Source organism: Brucella sp. GW823-FHT04E01 (assembly GCF_058796175.1).
This window is the reverse complement of the sequence record NZ_JBXAIK010000004.1, coordinates 45,736-63,871: the sequence shown is the minus strand read 5'-3', so window position 1 is coordinate 63,871 and position 18,136 is coordinate 45,736. Positions and strand designations below refer to the sequence as shown.

The following is an 18,136-nucleotide window of genomic DNA, read 5'->3' as shown; positions in this document are numbered from 1 at the left end:
ATCGGTTGAGAACAACCGGTCATCTCAGTTGTGATCAAGGCAAAGCGTCGAAGCCTTCACCGAACCCCTTGAGATCGACAGGAATGCCCACGCCTTCTTCCGGCGTCTGGAAGACGATGAAGGTCGCAGCCTTGCCGGAACGCAATGTCTTGAGAAGTTCATCCTCAAGGATCACTTCGGCGTAGCAGCCGTCTTCGAAGCAGCGGACGAAATAGGCGCGACCGATATCCTTGCCGTCGACATTGAGGCCGAGACCGTTGGGCAACAGAACGCCTAGTGGCGCCAGAACACGAAGAATGCGCGCCTTGTTGTCTGCGGTCTTGAGAACGACGACCGAAAGCCCCAGTTCGGGGCGCTTTGCGGCGACCACATTCTGGATCAGCGCGCATTGCTCAGTCTTGGCGCCCGCGGGCGTATCACACAGAACGGACCATGCGCCATGCTGCGACTTGAGCTTGCCGCTCTGCTGCGGGCTGCTCGGAGCCGCCTGCGACTGGGCAGCGGGGGCCTCTTGTGGGGTTTGTAACTGCGCCGGTGTTTCCTGAGCAACCGAAGGAAGCGCTGCAACGGCAAGCGCCAAGCTGACGCCTGTTGCAAGTGTTGCGAGGCGCTGGCTGATCGTGCGGCGGGCAAGCATGCGAAAAGTCATGAAATCTCCAGATCGAATCACCGGGACGTTAACGCGCTGCATTGGCCATGAAAAGCGCCGTGATTGGCGATTATCAGTCCTGGCCATCATAGCAACGGTGATACCGTCTGTTGCGTCGATTGTCACGCGGCACGTTAAAGGAAACGTCTTGTCAAATCATGGCTTCATTATGGGTTTCGTACGGTTTTCCCAAGTTTTCACGGTGAAAACGAGCAGCTCCGGCGCATTGATTAAACTCGGACATCGGCTCTTTCCCACATGGACTGCGCGCAAAAATGCCGCACAGGAACATATTCGCCTTCCTTGCGGTGTGCGCTAAGGTGTGGTTTGAACGCCGACGGGGGATGCGGCCGTCTTTAGCGTCCGGCGTCCAGCTCGAAAGGGCGAAAAGGGAGAGAGTTCTGGTGGATAAGATTGTTGCCACAACGAAGGGCGCCTTCGGCGGCGCTCTTGCAGTGCTGTGGACGACTGGTGCCGCTTTTGCGGACCAGCCCCGTCCCTGGGAATGGAGATTTCAGGACGCAGCGACTGGAATTGCCGAACAGATTCATTGGTTTGAGCGCTATACGCTCTGGTTCATCATTCCAATTACCTTGCTGGTTCTGTTTTTGTTGCTTTGGGTGGTGTTTCGCTTTCGTGCGAGCGCGAATCCGGAGCCGTCCAAAACCAGTCACAATACCGCTATTGAAGTGGTCTGGACCATCGGGCCTGTGATCATTCTTCTGTTTTTGGCGGTTCCGTCTTTCCAGCTTCTGACGGCGCAGTATTCGCCGGAAGATCCGACGCTGACGGTCAAGGCAACGGGTTATCAGTGGTATTGGGGTTACGAATATCAGGTCGATAATCCGGTCAGCTTTGATGCCCTTCTTCTGAAGGATGGCGATCGCGCCGCTGCCGGCAAGGAAGATCGCGCGCGTTATCCGCGTCTTCTGGCCGTCGACAATGAAGTCGTGGTTCCGGTCGGCGAAACGGTTCGCCTTCTCGTCACTGCTGCCGATGTGATTCATTCGTGGACCATTCCGGCTTTCGGCGTGAAGATGGACGCTGTTCCGGGTCGTATCAACGAAGCCTGGTTCAAAGCAGACAAGGAAGGCCTCTACTACGGTCAGTGCTCTGAGCTTTGCGGCAAGGATCATGGCTTCATGCCGATCGCCGTGCGCGTTGTCTCGAAAGAGCAGTATCAGACCTGGATCGCCGCTGCGGGATCGGATTTGAACGGCGCGAACAAGGCGCTTCAGGCCGCTGTTGAAGGTGGCGCAAACGATAAAGTGGCTGCGGCGGGTCTCTGATCCCGAACGCCAAGACTGTTGAAAAACGGGAGCGAATTCCATGGCTGGCACAGCAGCTCACGAGCATGGTGCTCACGACGACCACAAGCCGCACGGCTGGGTTCGTTGGGTATACTCGACCAATCATAAAGACATCGGTACCCTGTACCTGATTTTTGCAATCATCGCCGGTATTATCGGCGGCGCCCTGTCAATCGCGATGCGCGCCGAACTCCAGGAACCGGGCATCCAGATTTTCCATGGCTTGGCGTCCATGGTTTACGGTGTTGAGGGCGATGCCGCGCTTGATGCCGGCAAGCAGATGTTCAATGTGTTCACCTCCGCGCATGCTCTGGTCATGATCTTCTTCATGGTCATGCCCGCGCTGATCGGTGGTTTTGCCAACTGGATGGTGCCGCTGATGATCGGCGCGCCGGACATGGCTTTCCCGCGCATGAACAACATCTCGTTCTGGCTTCTGCCGCCTGCGCTGTTGCTGCTGATGATTTCGCTGTTCATGCCTTCGGCACCCGGTGGTTGGGGCCCTGGTGGCGGCTGGACACTGTATCCGCCGCTATCGACGACCGGCCAGCCTGGTCCGGCAATCGATTTCGCCATTCTGGCGCTGCACATTTCCGGTGCTTCGTCGATTCTCGGCGCGATCAATTTCATCACCACGATCCTGAATATGCGCGCTCCGGGCATGACGCTGCACAAGATGCCGCTCTTCGCCTGGGCTGTTCTGGTGACGGCATTCCTGCTGCTGCTTTCGCTGCCGGTTCTGGCAGGCGGCATCACCATGCTGCTGACCGATCGCAATTTCGGAACGACCTTCTTCACGCCGGACGGTGGTGGTGATCCGATCCTTTACCAGCATCTGTTCTGGTTCTTCGGGCATCCGGAAGTGTACATTCTGATCCTGCCGGGCTTCGGCATTGTCAGCCACATCGTGTCGACCTTCTCGCGCAAGCCGATCTTCGGTTACCTCGGCATGGCTTACGCCATGGTGGCAATCGGTGTCGTGGGCTTCGTCGTCTGGGCTCACCACATGTATACGGTTGGCCTGTCACTCGACACGCAGCGTTACTTCGTGTTCGCCACGATGGTCATCGCTGTTCCGACGGGTATCAAGATCTTCTCGTGGATCGCGACGATGTGGGGCGGTTCGATCACGTTCCGCGCACCGATGCTGTGGGCAATCGGCTTTATCTTCCTGTTCACGGTCGGTGGTGTGACGGGCGTTCAGCTCGCCAATGCCGGTCTCGACCGCGCACTGCACGACACCTACTACGTTGTGGCGCACTTCCACTACGTTCTGTCGCTGGGTGCGGTGTTTGCGATCTTCGCGGGCTGGTACTACTGGTTCCCGAAGATGAGCGGCTACATGTACAATGAGTTTACGGCCAAGCTGCATTTCTGGGTCACCTTCGTTGGCGTGAACCTGGTCTTCTTCCCGCAGCACTTCCTCGGTCTTGCTGGCATGCCGCGCCGTTACATCGACTATCCGGATGCCTATGCAGGCTGGAACATGGTGTCGTCCTACGGCTCCTATATTTCGGGCTTCGCAGTCCTGATCTTCCTCTACAATGTCTTCGAGGCATTTGCGAAGAAGCGTGAAGCCGGTGCAAACCCATGGGGTGAAGGCGCAACCACGCTGGAATGGCAGCTCTCGTCGCCACCGCCGTTCCACCAGTGGGAACAGCTGCCGCGCATCAAGTAATCGTGCGATGGGCGGAGTCCGGAAAAGACTTCGCCCTTCTTTACAAAATGTGCTATGGGCAGGCGGCATTCTGTTCCGCCCGTCGCCGGTAGACGAAAAAGTCGGCCACGGCATTTCCGGCGGGAACAGAACGGTTTCCGGGAGGACATTGTTGTGATTGTGCCGATCCGTGCTGTAGGGGCGCGGTGTTCGGACCGGTGAATTTGAGGTTTTTAAAGTCAAAATGTCTCTGGTGGAAAAAAACGCAGGTACCGACGACGCGCTCGCTCTCTCCGAAGCGACTGCGCGGGATTACCTTGTTCTTTTGAAGCCCCGGGTGATGTCCCTTGTGGTCTTCACCGGGCTGGTCGGTCTCGTGGTCGCACCGGGACATATGAATCCTGTGCTCGCTGCCATCAGCATCTTGTGCGTAGCGGTCGGCGCTGGCGCGTCTGGCGCGCTGAACATGTGGTATGATGCTGATATTGACGCAGTGATGAAGCGCACGCGCAACCGGCCTATTCCAGCTGGCATCATTGCGCCCAATCAGGTTCTGGCCTTCGGCCTGACGCTTTCAGCCTTTTCAGTCGTCACGCTTGGCCTGATGGTCAATTGGCTGTCGGCCGCACTGCTTGCCTTTACGATTTTCTTCTATGCCGTCGTTTATACGATGTGGCTGAAGCGCTCGACGCCACAGAACATCGTCATCGGCGGTGCGGCGGGCGCATTCCCTCCGATGATTGGCTGGGCGGCTGCGACAGGCGAAATCACCTGGGACAGTGTCGTTCTGTTCATGATTATCTTCCTGTGGACCCCTCCGCATTTCTGGGCGTTGTCGCTCTTTTCAGCCAATGATTATGAAGCGGCGCGTATTCCGATGATGCCGAACGTCAAGGGCGAGCTTTCGACCCGGCGTCAGGCACTCTTCTACTCGATCATCATGGCGCCGGTTGGCGTTCTGCCGTGGGTGCTTGGCTTTGCGGGTCCGGTCTATGGCGCGATTGCCACGCTGCTTGGACTGGCCTTCGTTTACTATGCATGGCGCATGTGGGTTGCCGGATCACAGCCTGAAATGCTGGCCGCCGCCCGCAAGTTGTTCCGTTTCTCGCTGCTATACCTGTCGGGATTGTTTGCGGTGCTGCTTGTCGAGGCGCTGGTAATGAAGGCGTTGGTCGCCTTTGGAGGGTTCTAATGGATAAAACCGTACAGAAGCCGACGGACAACGAGCTGGAGCTGATTGTTCCGACGGAACAGCAGAAGCGAGCCCAGCGCAATCGCTCTTGGGGATTGGCAATCGCTCTGGCGCTGTTCGTGCTGCTTGTTTACATCGGCACAATTGCGAAACTGGGTGTGAACGTTTTGGTGCGGCCGATCTAGCTTGTCTCCCAAACACGCGAGCCGATCTTGGGATAAAGACTGCATACATACAACGGTTTGAAGCCTGTCGTATGAAGTAGATAATACGCGATACGCTTTAAACTTAATCTGGGAGGAGAAAATGGCGGATCAGCAGGAAAAGGATCAAAAGCTGAAGAAGCAACAGCGCTCCAATGCGACGATTGCTTTTGCGTGCCTGTCTTTCTTTGTCTGCATGATCGGTGCAGCCTACGCTTCCGTTCCGCTCTACCGCATTTTCTGTCAGGTGACGGGCTATGGCGGCACGACGCAGCGGGTGGAGCAATATTCGGATACTATCCTCGACAAGACCATCAAGGTGCGTTTCGACGCGAATACGGCCAATGGACTGGCATGGGATTTCAAGCCTGTACAGCGCGAGGTCACGGTTCGCATCGGCGAAACGACGATGATCAAGTATGAAGCGCGTAACCTGTTCGATCAGCCGACCTATGGTCGCGCAAGCTTCAACGTCGCGCCAGGTCGGGCAGGAGCTTACTTCAACAAGGTTGAATGCTTCTGTTTCACGGATACGACCCTACAGCCGGGCGAAGACATGGAAATGCCGGTGGTGTTCTTTGTTGATCCGGAGATCGTCAACGATCCCGATCTGAAAGACGTCAAGACGATCACGCTGTCCTATACATTCTTTCCGATTGAAAAGCCGAAGCCGGTCGCAAATGCCAAGGCCGAGACGCCAACCAACGGAAGCTGATGCCTAGCGCATGCCTCCCAAAACGGGAACCGGTTTCAGGAGACATGCGCATAAAACAAGAAGATTGAGCATTTCCAATGATCCAGGGAATCACGAAATGTTCTAGCGGCGCATAATGCCGCAAAGACAAAACAATGAAGCGGTTTTATTCTGACAAGAAATACCGCTTGTTACAGACAGACTTGCTTGGCACCGCGTTAGGGGTTTAAGCAGGAAGGTACGAGAGAGGAGCCCCTAAGGGGATTTACGGGGAGAGACATGGCCGACGTTCATCAGAAAAATCACGACTATCATATTATCGCGCCCAGTCCTTGGCCGTTCCTGAGCTCGGTGGGTGCATTCGTGCTTGCCGTCGGCGGTATTGCCTGGATGCGTTACATCAATGCCGGTGAGCTGCCGTTCTTCGGCCTCAACATTGTGACGCCGTGGATATTCTTCATCGGCCTCGCGATTGTGCTTTACTGCATGTATGGCTGGTGGGCTGATACGATCAAGGAAGGGCATGAGGGCCACCATACCCGCGTCGTGTCGCTGCATCTGCGCTACGGCATGATCATGTTCATCGCCTCGGAAGTTATGTTCTTCGTGGCGTGGTTCTGGGCGTTCTTCGATGCAAGCCTCTTCCCGAATGAAGTGCATCAGGTAGCGCGCGCCACGTTCACAGGCGGCGTCTGGCCTCCGAAGGGCATCGAGGTTCTCGATCCGCTGCACCTGCCGCTCTACAACACCGTAATCCTGCTTCTGTCGGGCACGACGCTGACCTGGGCGCACCATGCGCTGCTGCACAATGACCGCAAGGGCATGATCACCGGCCTTGCAATCACCGTGGCTCTGGGTGTCCTGTTCTCCTTTGTGCAGGCATACGAATATATCCACGCACCGTTTGCGTTCAAGGATTCGATCTACGGCGCGACCTTCTTCATGGCGACCGGTTTCCATGGTTTCCACGTTATCGTCGGCACGATCTTCCTTTTGGTCTGCCTCTTCCGCGCAATCGGTGGTGATTTCACGCCAAAGCAGCATTTCGGTTTCGAAGCCGCTGCCTGGTATTGGCACTTCGTTGACGTGGTCTGGCTGTTCCTGTTCTTCGCCATCTATGTATGGGGTGGATGGGGCGCGCCGATGCACGCCGGCTGATCATTAGCGGGTAAAAATTCCGAGGCGGCCCTGGCAACATGGCCGCCTTTTGTTTGTGAAAAGATATTGAGAAGGGAAGCGTAATGCCGGATCAGAACATTTATCCGCCGGTCGATCCCATAAAGAGTGGCATTGCCGGACACTGCCCGCGTTGCGGCGAGGGGAAGCTGTTCGACGGCTTCCTGAAAGTCGCTCCACGCTGCTCGGCTTGCGGACTGGATTACGCGTTTGCTGATTCCGGCGATGGTCCGGCGGCGTTTGTCATTTTGATTATCGGCTTCATCGTCGTTGGTCTTGCGCTCTGGATGGAAGTGAATGTGGGGCCGCCGCTCTGGGTACACTTCATCCTGTGGGTGCCGCTCGCCATTATCCTCAGCCTCGTCGCCATGCGATGGGCCAAAGGCATCCTTATCAATATTCAATATCGCAACAAGGCAGCGCTGGGGCGGATAGACAGCCGACGGGATGACAGTAAATGACGACAGCACAGCAGTCGCATCGCTTTCCGTGGGGTGTGGTGATCGCATCCGCCATAGCGCTCGTCATTTTGCTGGCGCTTGGCACCTGGCAGGTGGAACGCCTGCAATGGAAGGAAGCGCTGATCGAATCGACCGAACAGCGCGTTCATGAAGCGCCTTTGCCGCTTTCCGAAATGGAAAAAATCTACAAGCAGGAGGGATCGGTCGAATATCGCCCGGTGACGGTCTCGGGCACTTTCATGCATCAGGGAGAGCGGCATTTTCTGGCCACCTATGAAGGAGCCGCCGGATATAATGTCTATACGCCGTTGATGCTTGAAGATGGGCGTTTCGTGCTGGTTAATCGCGGCTTCGTTCCCTACGAAAAAAAAGATCCTTCAACACGTGTTGAAGGACAGGTTGATGGCCCGGTGAGTGTGACCGGTCTGGCACGCGACCCCTTGTCGGTTAAGCCCGGGTTTTTCCTTCCAGACAACGATATCGCCAAGAATATCTTCTATTGGAAAGACTGGACGGCGATGGCCGAAAGCGCCGATCTGCCAAATCTGGATGAGGTCGTGCCGTTCTTCGTCGATGCAGATAACAAATCTAATCCAGGTGGTCTGCCTATCGGTGGCGTGACGATTATCGATTTTCCCAACAACCATTTGCAGTATGCAATGACATGGTACGGCCTCGCTCTGGCCCTGATAGGGGTTGTCGGGACGTGGTTGTGGCGCTATCGCTGTCTTAGGAAAAGTGGAGACCGGTTTTCCGTCCGAGACAGCGAGAATAAAGACGAAGAGCGGTGAGGGGTTGACAACGGCCTCGTTGCAGCCCAACTCCGAGACGAGTGCATGTTTCCCAAAAGAGCGCACCAGTTTTGGGGACAAAGACATGTGTGAAACAAAAACTTAAACGCGTTACGCGCTTAAAGTTTCAAGACACGCCGAACCTTACGAGCACGCTTCATGACCAATCAGCGACCATCACTGGAAATTCGTCTTTGCGGGCCGCGCGGCTTTTGTGCCGGAGTGGACCGGGCGATCCAGATTGTTGTGCTGGCGCTGAAGAAATATGGCGCGCCGGTTTATGTTCGTCATGAGATCGTGCACAACCGATATGTAGTTGAGGGTTTGCAGTCCCGTGGCGCGATCTTTGTCGAGGAACTGCACGAAATACCCGCCGAACACTGTGATCAGCCGGTAGTATTCTCCGCCCACGGTGTGCCGAAATCGGTGCCTGCCGATGCGGAAGCCAAGAACCTGTTCTATCTCGACGCAACCTGTCCGCTGGTTTCCAAGGTTCATAAGCAGGCCATGCGTCATCAGCGCCTCGGTCGCCATGTCATTCTGATAGGCCATTCCGGTCATCCGGAAGTGATTGGCACGATGGGGCAATTGCCGGACGGTGCGGTGACACTGATCGAAACGGTTGAGGATGCGCGCAGCTGCCATTTCGATGATGAGAACAATCTCGGCTTCGTGACGCAGACGACGCTTTCGGTGGATGACACAGCAGGCATTATCGAAGAATTACAAGCACGCTTTCCAAACCTTTCCGCGCCTGCTGCGGAATCGATCTGCTATGCCACGACCAACCGGCAGGATGCAGTGCGTTCCGCCGCTCCCGGATGCGATCTTTTTCTGATCGTCGGTGCGCCCAATTCCTCCAACTCCAAGCGACTGGTTGAAGTGGCGGAGAAGGCGGGCGCACGGATGTCGATGCTGGTTCAACGCGCGGCTGATATCGAGTGGGATCGCATCGGTGATATATCGGTTGTGGGGTTATCGGCAGGTGCTTCCGCGCCTGAAATCATCGTCGATGAAATCATCGATGCCTTTAAGGCACGCTTCAACGTGAAGATTGAACTGGCCGAAACTACGGTCGAAACCGAGAATTTCCTTGTGAATCGCGAGATTCGCGACGTGGAACTGACGGTGCAGGATATGGCATTCGTCAACGGGGAACACCGGGTGGTCGGTATTCCGAAATTGATGCCCAAGATCATACAAGGGAAATAAGCGGCATGGCCGTCTATACGGATATCAATGAAATCGAACTTGGCGCTTTCCTGCAGCAGTACGATATCGGCACACTGACATCTTACAAAGGTATCGCGGAGGGAGTGGAGAACTCCAACTATCTTCTGCATACGACTTCTGGTTCATTTATCCTGACGCTTTACGAAAAGCGCACCAATCGCGAAGATCTGCCGTTCTTTCTCGGCCTGATGCAGCATCTGGCTAGCCGTGGGCTGGAATGCCCGCAGCCTGTGGTTCGCCGTGATGGCACGACAATTGGCGAGCTTGCCGGACGGCCTGCTGCAATCGTCACTTTCCTTGAAGGCATGTGGATGCGCCGCCCGACGGTGGAGCATTGCGAAGCGGTCGGCGAAGGGCTGGCACATATGCATCTGGCAGGAGCTGATTTTTCGCTGCGCCGCCGCAATGGCCTGACGCTGGCCGACTGGCGCCCGTTGTGGAACCTGTCGCGTGAGCGCGCGGATACGGTGGAACCGGGCCTCGTCCGCGAGGCGGAAGCTGACCTTGCCTTTCTGGAAAAGAACTGGCCTGCCGACCTGCCGCAGGGCGTGATCCATGCTGATCTTTTTCCGGATAATGTCTTCTTCCTTGGTGACAGGCTTTCGGGCTTCATCGATTTCTATTTCGCTTGCACGGACACTCTGGCCTACGACGTTGCCGTCTGCCTGAACGCATGGTGCTTTGAGAAAGACTTCTCCTACAATCGCACCAAAGGTGCATCACTGCTGCGCGGCTATACTTCGGTTCGTCCGCTCTCTGCGGCGGAAGCCGATGCACTGCCGGTTCTGGCGCGTGGGGCCGCCATCCGCTTCATGCTCACCCGGCTTTATGACTGGCTGAATGTTCCCGAAGGCAGTTTCGTGGTCAAGAAAGACCCAATGGAGTATGTGCGCAAGATCCGCTTCCATCGCCAGATCGAAACTGCTGCCGAATATGGTCTTGAGCAGCAGGGAGCAACTGCGTGAAGCGGATTGAGGCTTATACGGACGGTGCCTGCTCGGGCAATCCCGGCCCCGGCGGCTGGGGCGCAATCCTGCGCTGGAATGATAATGTCAAGGAACTGAAGGGCGGCGAAGCCGACACGACCAACAACCGCATGGAGTTGATGGCGGCTATTTCGGCGCTTTCGGCACTCAAAGAACCGTGCGAAGTCGATCTTTATACGGACTCGGTCTATGTGCGTGACGGCATTTCCGGCTGGATCGAAGGCTGGAAACGCAATGGCTGGAAGACTGCAGCCAAAAAGCCGGTCAAGAATGCTGAGCTTTGGCAGGCGCTTGATGAAGCGCGCAAGCCGCACAAGGTCAACTGGCATTGGGTCAAGGGCCATGCCGGACATCCGGAAAATGAACGCGCCGACGAACTTGCCCGGGAGGGTATGGAGCCATTCAAGTATGGTGGGCGTAAGTCACTGAAAGTGCAATAATTTTTTTGAAAAAGGGCGGCATTGCCGCCCTTTTTTGTTAGAGCGCCGATCTGATCCAGTCAGATCGAAACGCGCTCTAATGAAATCGTTGGAAATGCTCTAGATCAAAGCTGTTCGAGAATGCCCGACGCAGCCGATGTAACCGCCTGTCCGGCCTGCTCTTCGATGTTGAGCGTTGTGACCACACCGTCTTCCACGATTGCCGAATAACGCTTAGAACGAATGCCAAGGCCGCCAGCCGTTGCGTCGAGCTCAAGGCCTGCCGCTTTTGTGAACACTGCTGAACCATCGGCCAGATAGAGGATCTTGCCTTCGCCGCCCGTGCTCTGTGCCCAAGCGCCCATGACAAAAGCATCGTTCACCGCAACAACCGCGATCTGGTCGACACCCTTGGCAAGGATCGCGTCGCGATTATCGAGATAGCCCGGCAGGTGATTGAGGCTGCAGGTCGGCGTAAAGGCGCCTGGAACGGCAAAGAGAACGACTTTCTTGCCCTTGAAGACTTCGTCGGTCGTCATTTCCTTGACGCCGTCTGCGGTCTTCACCTTGAAAGTCGCTGCAGGCAACTTGTCGCCAACTTTGATCGTCATCTAATTTCTCCTCGGGGCAGGGGGCCGTCTGCTCCGCTGCCTACTGTCAAACTCTAATCGCACCGCGAAGCGCGGGCGGCACAGTTAAACCGATAACAGGTCGCTGGACAATTTTAAAACAAGGATAGAAGCAGGAAAAACTAATCCAGCGTCACCTGACCGGAGACGGCTTTCCCGTTCTGCACGATGGTATAGTCAACGACGGCATTATCTGCCTCCCCGTGCACCTTTGCAGTGAAACGGTGGCCGGGCTGACTACTTTCAATTGCGACGGCATCGGAAATCCTGATCTTGTCGCTGGCGACAAACAGCTCCACAGGGGCGGCGGGGTCGGGAACAGCAAGATCGAAGACGGCTTGGTCTCCTTCCCGCTTCACATCGCTTATGCCGAACGTTGAGGTTGCCGCCGTCGGTAGCCGGTCGAACGCAGTCTCAATGATCGTGCGGGCCGCTATCGCTTGTGGCGAATCCTGTTGTCCATCTTCATTGAGTGGGAATTCGAACGTAGCCTGCACCGGAATGCATATTTTTTCACAGACACCAAGGAAAACATGGCCTTTCAGCCGCGTGTCGGCGGCTGTGAGGTGAAAGACTATCGGCAGTGAAACGGGCTGTTTATATCCAATCCCGCCTTCATCTTCTCCGCCAAACCGGACAGGTGCAGGAAAATCGATCTGTGCTTTCGCCTCACCTTCGATGTTGATCTGCGGCGGAACTCCTGCATCGCCGGGATTACGCCAATAGGTTTTCCAGCCTGGCTGCAACTCAACTTGCAAGGCACCGCGCCGTTCGTTGCTGGTCGCGTTGTTCGGGCTGTTGTCTTCAATGATGACGCGAACACGCCCACCGGGCGTCTCGGTCCAGTCAGAGGTCGAGGCCAATGCCGGAAGTACCAGCGAGGCCAACAGAAACGGTGCGAGTGCAAGAGTTCGGATGTTCATGGGCAAAAGATGGAATGAAAAGATGGTCGCTTCAAGTCCAATAATGTCGAGCTGCGACGTCCATCGGTTGCTTGTGCTGAGGAAGCCTAGTTGGTTATCCGAACGAGTTTTCACGTCGAATCCGAGGCGGGAAATAAATGACCATTGTTATTTCGCGTAGTCTTGCTACCTTCATATTCATGACCATTCTCAAGGCGCCAAACAAGGAGCAGGGTTTTCTCAACGGGCAGTTCCTGCTTGCCATGCCCGGAATGAGCGACGAGCGTTTTGCCCGGTCGGTGGTCTATATTTGTGCGCATTCCGATGAAGGCGCGATGGGCTTCATCATCAATCAGCTTCAGCCGGTCGAATTTCCAGACCTTCTGCGTCAAATCGGGGTCATCGATGAGGATGAGCTGATTATTCTGCCGGATCGCGCGCAGCATATGATGGTACGCAATGGCGGGCCTGTGGACCGCACGCGCGGCTTCGTGTTGCATTCCGATGATTACATGGTTGATTCCACCATGCCGGTTTCGGAGGAAGTCTGCCTCACAGCAACGGTCGATATTCTGCGCGCCATTTACGGGGGCAGGGGGCCGTCACGCGCGCTGATGGCGCTAGGCTATTCCGGCTGGGCGCCGGGCCAGATCGAGGTGGAACTTGCCGAGAATGGCTGGCTAACCTGCGACGCGCCGCTCGACATGCTGTTCGACAGCGACATCGAGGGCAAATATTCGCGCCTGATGCTCCATATGGGCATCGATATGTCCCGGCTTGTTTCCGATGCAGGGCATGCCTGAGAGCAGGATTAAGGCAATAGGGCAGTAAGGCAATATGTTTGAATTGCGTATGGCCGAAACGGCCATATTTTCCTACTGCCCTAATCAGGCCGCCGCAGCGTTGAGCTGTTCACGGATCATGCGGGTTGCTTCGTCGCGGCTCGTCGGCTGGCCGAACATGAAGCTCTGCACATATTCGCAACCCATCTGACGAAGCTGAAGCGCATCGCTTTCGCTCTCCACACCTTCGGTCACGACAGCAAGACCAAGATCATGCGCCATGCTCACAATTGAACGCAGCAGGGTGGCTTTCTGCGGCTGGTCGCCCTTCACGAAGGATCGGTCGATCTTGATGATGTCGAACGGGAAGCGCGTGAGATAAGCCAGTGAAGAATATCCGGTTCCGAAATCGTCAAGCGATAAGCCAATACCCATCGTTTTAAGCCGTGCGAGCACGTGTGTGGATTGCTCCGGGTTCTCCATGAGGACGGATTCAGTCAGTTCAAGCTTGAGGCTGCCCGGATTGAGATGAATGCGCGAAAGCACCGAACGGACATCGTTGATGAGGTCCTGACGGATGAGCTGTGTGGATGACAGATTGACCGAAACGAAAAGGTCGAGCTTCGGGAATTGTTCCTGCCATGCGAACAGATCTTCTGCAGCCCGTTGCATCGCAAACAGGCCAAGCTGGATGATAAGGCCGGAATTCTCGGCAATCGGAATGAATTCCGAGGGCGAAATGGCGCCGCGCCGTGGGTGCTCCCAGCGCATGAGCGCTTCGAAACCGGCAATCGTGCCCTCGTCGAGCTTGACGATGGGCTGATAGACGAGGCTGATCTCGTCGCGTTCCAGCGCGCGTCGCAGATCGGATTCAAGCTGGAGTTTGTCGCTGCCGATGGCCCTGAAGGCTGGACGGAATGGCTCGATGCGGTCACCGCTGAAGCGCTTTGCCTGATACATGGCAAGTTCGGCGTCTTTCACGAAGTCTTCGGCGGTTGTTGCCGTCTTCGTCCAGGTAATCAGGCCGACGGACGCTGTCAGAACAATTTCGCGCTTTGCATAGGCAATCGGTGCACGAACGGCTTGACGCAGAGCCTCGGCAAAGGAGGCGATGCGCCCCGGATCGCTTTCAGAGGCGAGCAGCAGGCCGAACTGGTCGGAAGACAGGCGCGAGAGTGTATCCTGCGGCTTCATGAGGCGCGCCAGACGGCGCGAAATCGTCAGGAGGATCGTATCGCCCGCTGACATACCAAGGCTGTCGTTGACCTGCTTGAAGCGGTCTATGTCGATGATGAATACCGTTGGATGCAGATTGCTTTCACCACGCGCCATGTTCATGACATTGCTGAGACGATCGAGGAACAGTTCGCGGTTTGGAAGGCCGGTCAGATTGTCGTGCACCGCATCGTGCAACAGGCGTTCTTCGGCCTTTTTCTGTTCCGTTACATTGACCAGCGTGCCGACACAACGCACCACTTCGCCATCTGAACCAATGACGGGGCGTGCACGAAGCGCATACCAGTGATAGTGGCCATCATTGGCACGGAGCCGGAAAATCTGACCGATACGTCCACGCCGGTTTTCCAAAATGGCATCAAGCGTCGAGCGGAAGCGGTCGCGGTCGTCGGCGTGCATGGCGGGAAGCCAGTTGCGCACCGGACCTTGCAGGCTGTTGGCCGTATTGCCAAGATAATTGGCTATGTCGGGCGTGGTCACCACGCGGTCGCGCGGTACGTCCCAATCCCATACGATATCCCCCGCACCGATGACGGCGAGAGCCTGTCGCTCCATGTCGGACAGAAGGCCCTGTTGCAGCGCCCCGCCAGCGAAGGCGTGCTGCATGACGGTAAAGCCGATCAGAAGAACGATCAGGACAAGACCACCGCCAAGGGCAGGTTGCACGATATCATTATCGAGCCTGCCCGAAACCGTCATCCAGGCACCCAAAAGCCATATGAGGGTAAGAAGCCAGGCTGGTATCAGCATGACGGCGCGATCATACCCTTTGACCGCCAGATAGCCGATAATAGCGACACCGGACACAACGGTAAGTGCCAGCGAAATACGCGCAATACCGGAAGCCACGGGCGGATCGAAGACGGCAACCCCTGCAAGTGCCAGCAGACCCAGAACCCATGTTACCGCGCCGTAGCTGAAATGATCGTGCCAGCGGTTGAGATTGAGATAGGTGAACAGGAAAATCACAAGTGAGGCGGCAAGTGCCACTTCGGTGCCCGCGCGCCAGATTTGCTCATTGCCCGGCGTTATCTCCATCAACTTGTTCCAGAAGCCGAAATCGACGCAGATATAGGCCAGAACCGCCCACGCAAGTGCGGCGGTTGCAGGGAACAGCGAAGTGCCCTTGACGACGAAAAGGATGGTCAGAAACAGCGCCAGCAGTCCGGAAATGCCAAGCAGAATACCGCGATAAAGCGTGTAGGAGTTAACCGCGTCCTTGTAGGCTTCCGGCTCCCAGAGATAGAGCTGGGGCAAGTTGTGCGAAGACAGTTCGGCCACGAAGGTGACAACGCTGCCCGGATTGAGCGTAATGCGGAAAACGTCTGCATCGGCGCTTGGCTGGCGGTCGAGGGCAAAGCCCTCGCTTGGTGTGATCGATGCAATACGCGGGGAGCCAAGATCGGGCCAAATGACGCCGGAGCCGACAAGACGGAAATGCGGAGCCACAATCAGGCGGTCGATCTGCTCGTCGGTGGGATTTGCAATCGAGAAAGCGGCCCAGTCGCCGGATGCCTTACTGTTCTGATCGGCCTGCACTTCGATGCGGCGGACAATGCCGTCAGGGCCCGGAGCAGTCGATACCTGCACGCTTTCACCCTTGTTGCGCAGAAGTTCGACAGCGCGAGACAGGTCGAGGGCAGTATCTTCCTTGGAAATCTTGATCGGTTCAATGGCCGATGCCTGGACGACCGAAACGGTCAGAAAAACCATGAGCGCGAGAAATCGCACACCAGCAACAAACCACTTATCCGCAAAACCCGTCACGAGCGTCCAACCTTGCCATTGATCATGCGGTTATCCGTCATACGTTTGTCGCTTTCTATAAGGGCGAAAAGCAGGTGGTCCTGCCAGAAGCCGTTTATCTTGAGATAGGAACGCAGCAGTCCTTCTCTCTCAAATCCGGCTTTTTCGAGAAGCCGTATCGAACGCTCATTATGAGGGATACAGGCTGCTTCAATCCGGTGCAACCGGAGTTGATCGAATGCGAAGGGGATAACCAGCGATAGGGCTTCGGTCATATAGCCCTTGCCGGCGTAAGGCTCGCCGCTCCAGTAGCCGATCATGCCATTCTGGCCGACACCACGCCGGATATTACCGAGCGTAATGCCGCCGACAAGTTTGTCGTCACTGTTGCGGAACACAAAAAACGGGTAGCCGGTTCCAGCCGATATTTCATCTTGAAAACGCCGCATCCGATGGCGGAAGGCGCTTTTGGTAAGGTCGTCAGCGGGCCATGTCGGCTCCCATGGTGCCAGAAACGCGCGGCTCTGTTCCCGCAAGCTGGCCCAGCTCGCAAAATCACTCATCATCGGCTCGCGCAGATAGATGCGCTGCCCACGCAGGACGGTCGGATTGCTTCTACGGAAAGGCAGGCCGATCATGACATTCAGGGGAGAAAGGGAGTGGAGGGAGAAGGGAGTAGCAAAGACAAAATGTTCAACGTCACATACTCCCCTATTCCCCTAATTACATATTCCCTTAAACAGCGATCTTTCTCGCATGTGCGCTGGTGGAAAGAGCATCCGACAGCCCATCGAAGCTCATCAGTCGTCCAATCGGGCCGACACCGGCGATGGTGGGCTTGCTGTCAAGGAACAGTCGTCCGGCCAGATCCGTCAACCGTTCAGGCGTAATGAGCGAAAGGCGGTCCATCAGCTCGCTATTCTCGACAGGACGCCCATAGAGCAGGAACTGGCGCGCAACCTGTCCCGCACGGCTCGCAGCGCTTTCCTGTGACATAAGAAGGCTTGCACGATATTGCGCGCGGGCGCGGTCCACTTCTTCCAGGCTGATGGAGTCGGCTGCCTTATGCAGTTCATCGATCAGGACGGGAACCAGTTCGACCAGCTCGTCGCGACCCGTTGCAGCGTGGATGCCGAACAAGCCGGTATCCGAGAAGCCCCAATGGAAGGCATAGACGGAATAGCAGAGGCCACGTTTCTCGCGTACTTCCTGGAAGAGGCGTGAAGACATGCCGCCGCCAAGGACCATGGAGAGAAGCTGCGAGGCATAGAAGTCGCGCACATGATAAGCGCGTCCTTCGAAGCCGATCAGAACCTGTGCATCCATGAGTTCGCGATTTTCACGGAAATCGCCGCCGACATAGTGGGCAAGGTCGAGCGTGGGGGCTGTATTGTGGGCGCGGAAGCCTCCGAGGCGTTTTTCGACTTCCTTCACGAAGGCGTCGTGATCGACGCCGCCTGCAGCCGTCACGACCATGCGGTCGGCGCTGTATTGCTCGTCCATATATTGGCGCAGATCGGCGGAGGTGAAAGACATCACCGTCTCAGGTTCGCCGAGAATGGCGCGCCCGATCGGCTGATGGCGGTAAGCTGTTTCGGTGAAACGGTCGAAAACAATATCGTCGGGCGTGTCGTGCGCCGCGCCGATCTCCTGCATGATGACCTGTTTTTCGCGTTCCAGTTCAGCTTCGTCGAACTTGGAGGCAGTCAGGATATCGGAGAGGATATCGATGGCGAGCGGCACGTCATTGCGCAGAACGCGCGCATAATAGGACGTGGTCTCGACGCTGGTGGCGGCATTGATTTCGCCGCCAACATTTTCGATATCCGATGCTATTTGCCAGGCAGTACGGTTTTCAGTTCCCTTGAATGCCATGTGCTCAAGAAGATGAGCAATGCCATGCCTGTCGGCAGCTTCGTTTCGCGCACCGGCCTTGACCCAAATTCCAAGCGCCACGCTTTCCACGTGGGACATCGTATCGGTGGCTATCGTCAATCCATTGGAAAGACGCGTTACTTCAACACCCATAAGCAAACTGCTCCCTGCATTCCCGCTCTGGTTCTCGTCTCG

Annotated in this window: 18 protein-coding genes; 12 read left to right on the top strand and 6 right to left on the bottom strand. The window is 56.3% G+C overall.

Features of this window, described 5'->3' with window-relative positions:
• Positions 1-34 precede the first annotated feature (34 nt).
• Positions 35-649, bottom strand: coding sequence for an invasion associated locus B family protein (locus AC1RHM_RS15455; RefSeq protein ID WP_010658396.1), 615 nt, complete (start codon positions 647-649; stop codon positions 35-37).
• Between the two features lie 404 nt (positions 650-1,053).
• Between AC1RHM_RS15455 and coxB the strand changes: the two genes are divergently transcribed.
• The 11 genes from coxB (at position 1,054) to rnhA (ending at position 10,792) form a co-directional block, all read left to right on the top strand.
• Complete coding sequence (coxB, locus tag AC1RHM_RS15450; protein WP_010658397.1) at positions 1,054-1,938, top strand: cytochrome c oxidase subunit II; 885 nt, start codon at positions 1,054-1,056, stop codon at positions 1,936-1,938.
• 40 nt (positions 1,939-1,978) lie between these two features.
• Entirely contained in the window at positions 1,979-3,637 is a 1,659-nt protein-coding gene (ctaD, locus tag AC1RHM_RS15445) for a cytochrome c oxidase subunit I (RefSeq protein ID WP_010658398.1), read from the top strand.
• A 223-nt stretch (positions 3,638-3,860) separates the two neighbouring features.
• On the top strand, positions 3,861-4,808 hold the full coding sequence (locus tag AC1RHM_RS15440; protein WP_010658399.1) for a heme o synthase: 948 nt from the start codon (positions 3,861-3,863) through the stop codon (positions 4,806-4,808).
• Entirely contained in the window at positions 4,808-4,993 is a 186-nt protein-coding gene (locus tag AC1RHM_RS15435) for a cytochrome c oxidase system small membrane protein (protein WP_010658400.1), read from the top strand. The genes AC1RHM_RS15440 and AC1RHM_RS15435 overlap by 1 nt, the downstream gene beginning before the upstream one ends.
• Positions 4,994-5,114: 121 nt before the next feature.
• A complete protein-coding gene (locus AC1RHM_RS15430) occupies positions 5,115-5,726 on the top strand; it encodes a cytochrome c oxidase assembly protein (RefSeq protein ID WP_036585944.1) in 612 nt (203 codons plus the stop codon).
• A 258-nt stretch (positions 5,727-5,984) separates the two neighbouring features.
• The gene (locus AC1RHM_RS15425; protein ID WP_012090850.1) at positions 5,985-6,863 is read left to right on the top strand and encodes a cytochrome c oxidase subunit 3; all 879 of its coding nucleotides are present in this window, start codon (positions 5,985-5,987) and stop codon (positions 6,861-6,863) included.
• 83 nt (positions 6,864-6,946) lie between these two features.
• Positions 6,947-7,342, top strand: coding sequence for a DUF983 domain-containing protein (locus tag AC1RHM_RS15420; protein ID WP_029925511.1), 396 nt, complete (start codon positions 6,947-6,949; stop codon positions 7,340-7,342).
• Positions 7,339-8,133 carry an SURF1 family protein gene (locus AC1RHM_RS15415; RefSeq protein WP_036581287.1) on the top strand — a complete coding sequence of 265 codons (795 nt, stop codon included), beginning with the start codon at positions 7,339-7,341 and terminating at the stop codon, positions 8,131-8,133. The genes AC1RHM_RS15420 and AC1RHM_RS15415 overlap by 4 nt, the downstream gene beginning before the upstream one ends.
• 159 nt (positions 8,134-8,292) lie before the next feature.
• Positions 8,293-9,345, top strand: a complete 1,053-nt coding sequence (gene ispH / locus AC1RHM_RS15410; RefSeq protein WP_036585942.1) for a 4-hydroxy-3-methylbut-2-enyl diphosphate reductase — start codon at positions 8,293-8,295, stop codon at positions 9,343-9,345.
• 5 nt (positions 9,346-9,350) lie between these two features.
• Complete coding sequence (locus AC1RHM_RS15405) at positions 9,351-10,331, top strand: homoserine kinase (protein ID WP_036581282.1); 981 nt, start codon at positions 9,351-9,353, stop codon at positions 10,329-10,331.
• Positions 10,328-10,792: a ribonuclease HI gene (rnhA, locus tag AC1RHM_RS15400; protein WP_012090854.1), complete on the top strand. Its 465-nt coding sequence runs from the start codon at positions 10,328-10,330 to the stop codon at positions 10,790-10,792. Before AC1RHM_RS15405 ends, rnhA begins: the two co-directional genes overlap by 4 nt.
• Before the next feature lie 104 nt (positions 10,793-10,896).
• Here rnhA and AC1RHM_RS15395 read toward each other — a convergent pair whose 3' ends face one another.
• Positions 10,897-11,382: a peroxiredoxin gene (locus AC1RHM_RS15395; protein WP_010658408.1), complete on the bottom strand. Its 486-nt coding sequence runs from the start codon at positions 11,380-11,382 to the stop codon at positions 10,897-10,899.
• Between the two features lie 140 nt (positions 11,383-11,522).
• Complete coding sequence (locus AC1RHM_RS15390; protein WP_036581273.1) at positions 11,523-12,323, bottom strand: protein-disulfide reductase DsbD domain-containing protein; 801 nt, start codon at positions 12,321-12,323, stop codon at positions 11,523-11,525.
• Between the two features lie 179 nt (positions 12,324-12,502).
• Here AC1RHM_RS15390 and AC1RHM_RS15385 point away from each other — a divergent pair, with 179 nt between their 5' ends.
• Entirely contained in the window at positions 12,503-13,105 is a 603-nt protein-coding gene (locus AC1RHM_RS15385; RefSeq protein ID WP_029925498.1) for a YqgE/AlgH family protein, read from the top strand.
• An 84-nt stretch (positions 13,106-13,189) separates the two neighbouring features.
• Here the strand turns inward: AC1RHM_RS15385 and pdeA are convergent, their stop codons facing one another.
• The 3 genes from pdeA to AC1RHM_RS15370 all read right to left on the bottom strand — a co-directional run bounded on the left by pdeA (position 13,190) and on the right by AC1RHM_RS15370 (position 18,094).
• Positions 13,190-16,033, bottom strand: a complete 2,844-nt coding sequence (pdeA, locus tag AC1RHM_RS15380; protein WP_051517785.1) for a phosphodiesterase PdeA — start codon at positions 16,031-16,033, stop codon at positions 13,190-13,192.
• Between the two features lie 50 nt (positions 16,034-16,083).
• Complete coding sequence (locus AC1RHM_RS15375) at positions 16,084-16,704, bottom strand: GNAT family N-acetyltransferase (RefSeq protein ID WP_036581253.1); 621 nt, start codon at positions 16,702-16,704, stop codon at positions 16,084-16,086.
• A gap of 97 nt (positions 16,705-16,801) precedes the next feature.
• Positions 16,802-18,094, bottom strand: a complete 1,293-nt coding sequence (locus AC1RHM_RS15370) for a M16 family metallopeptidase (RefSeq protein WP_010658413.1) — start codon at positions 18,092-18,094, stop codon at positions 16,802-16,804.
• Positions 18,095-18,136 lie beyond the last annotated feature (42 nt).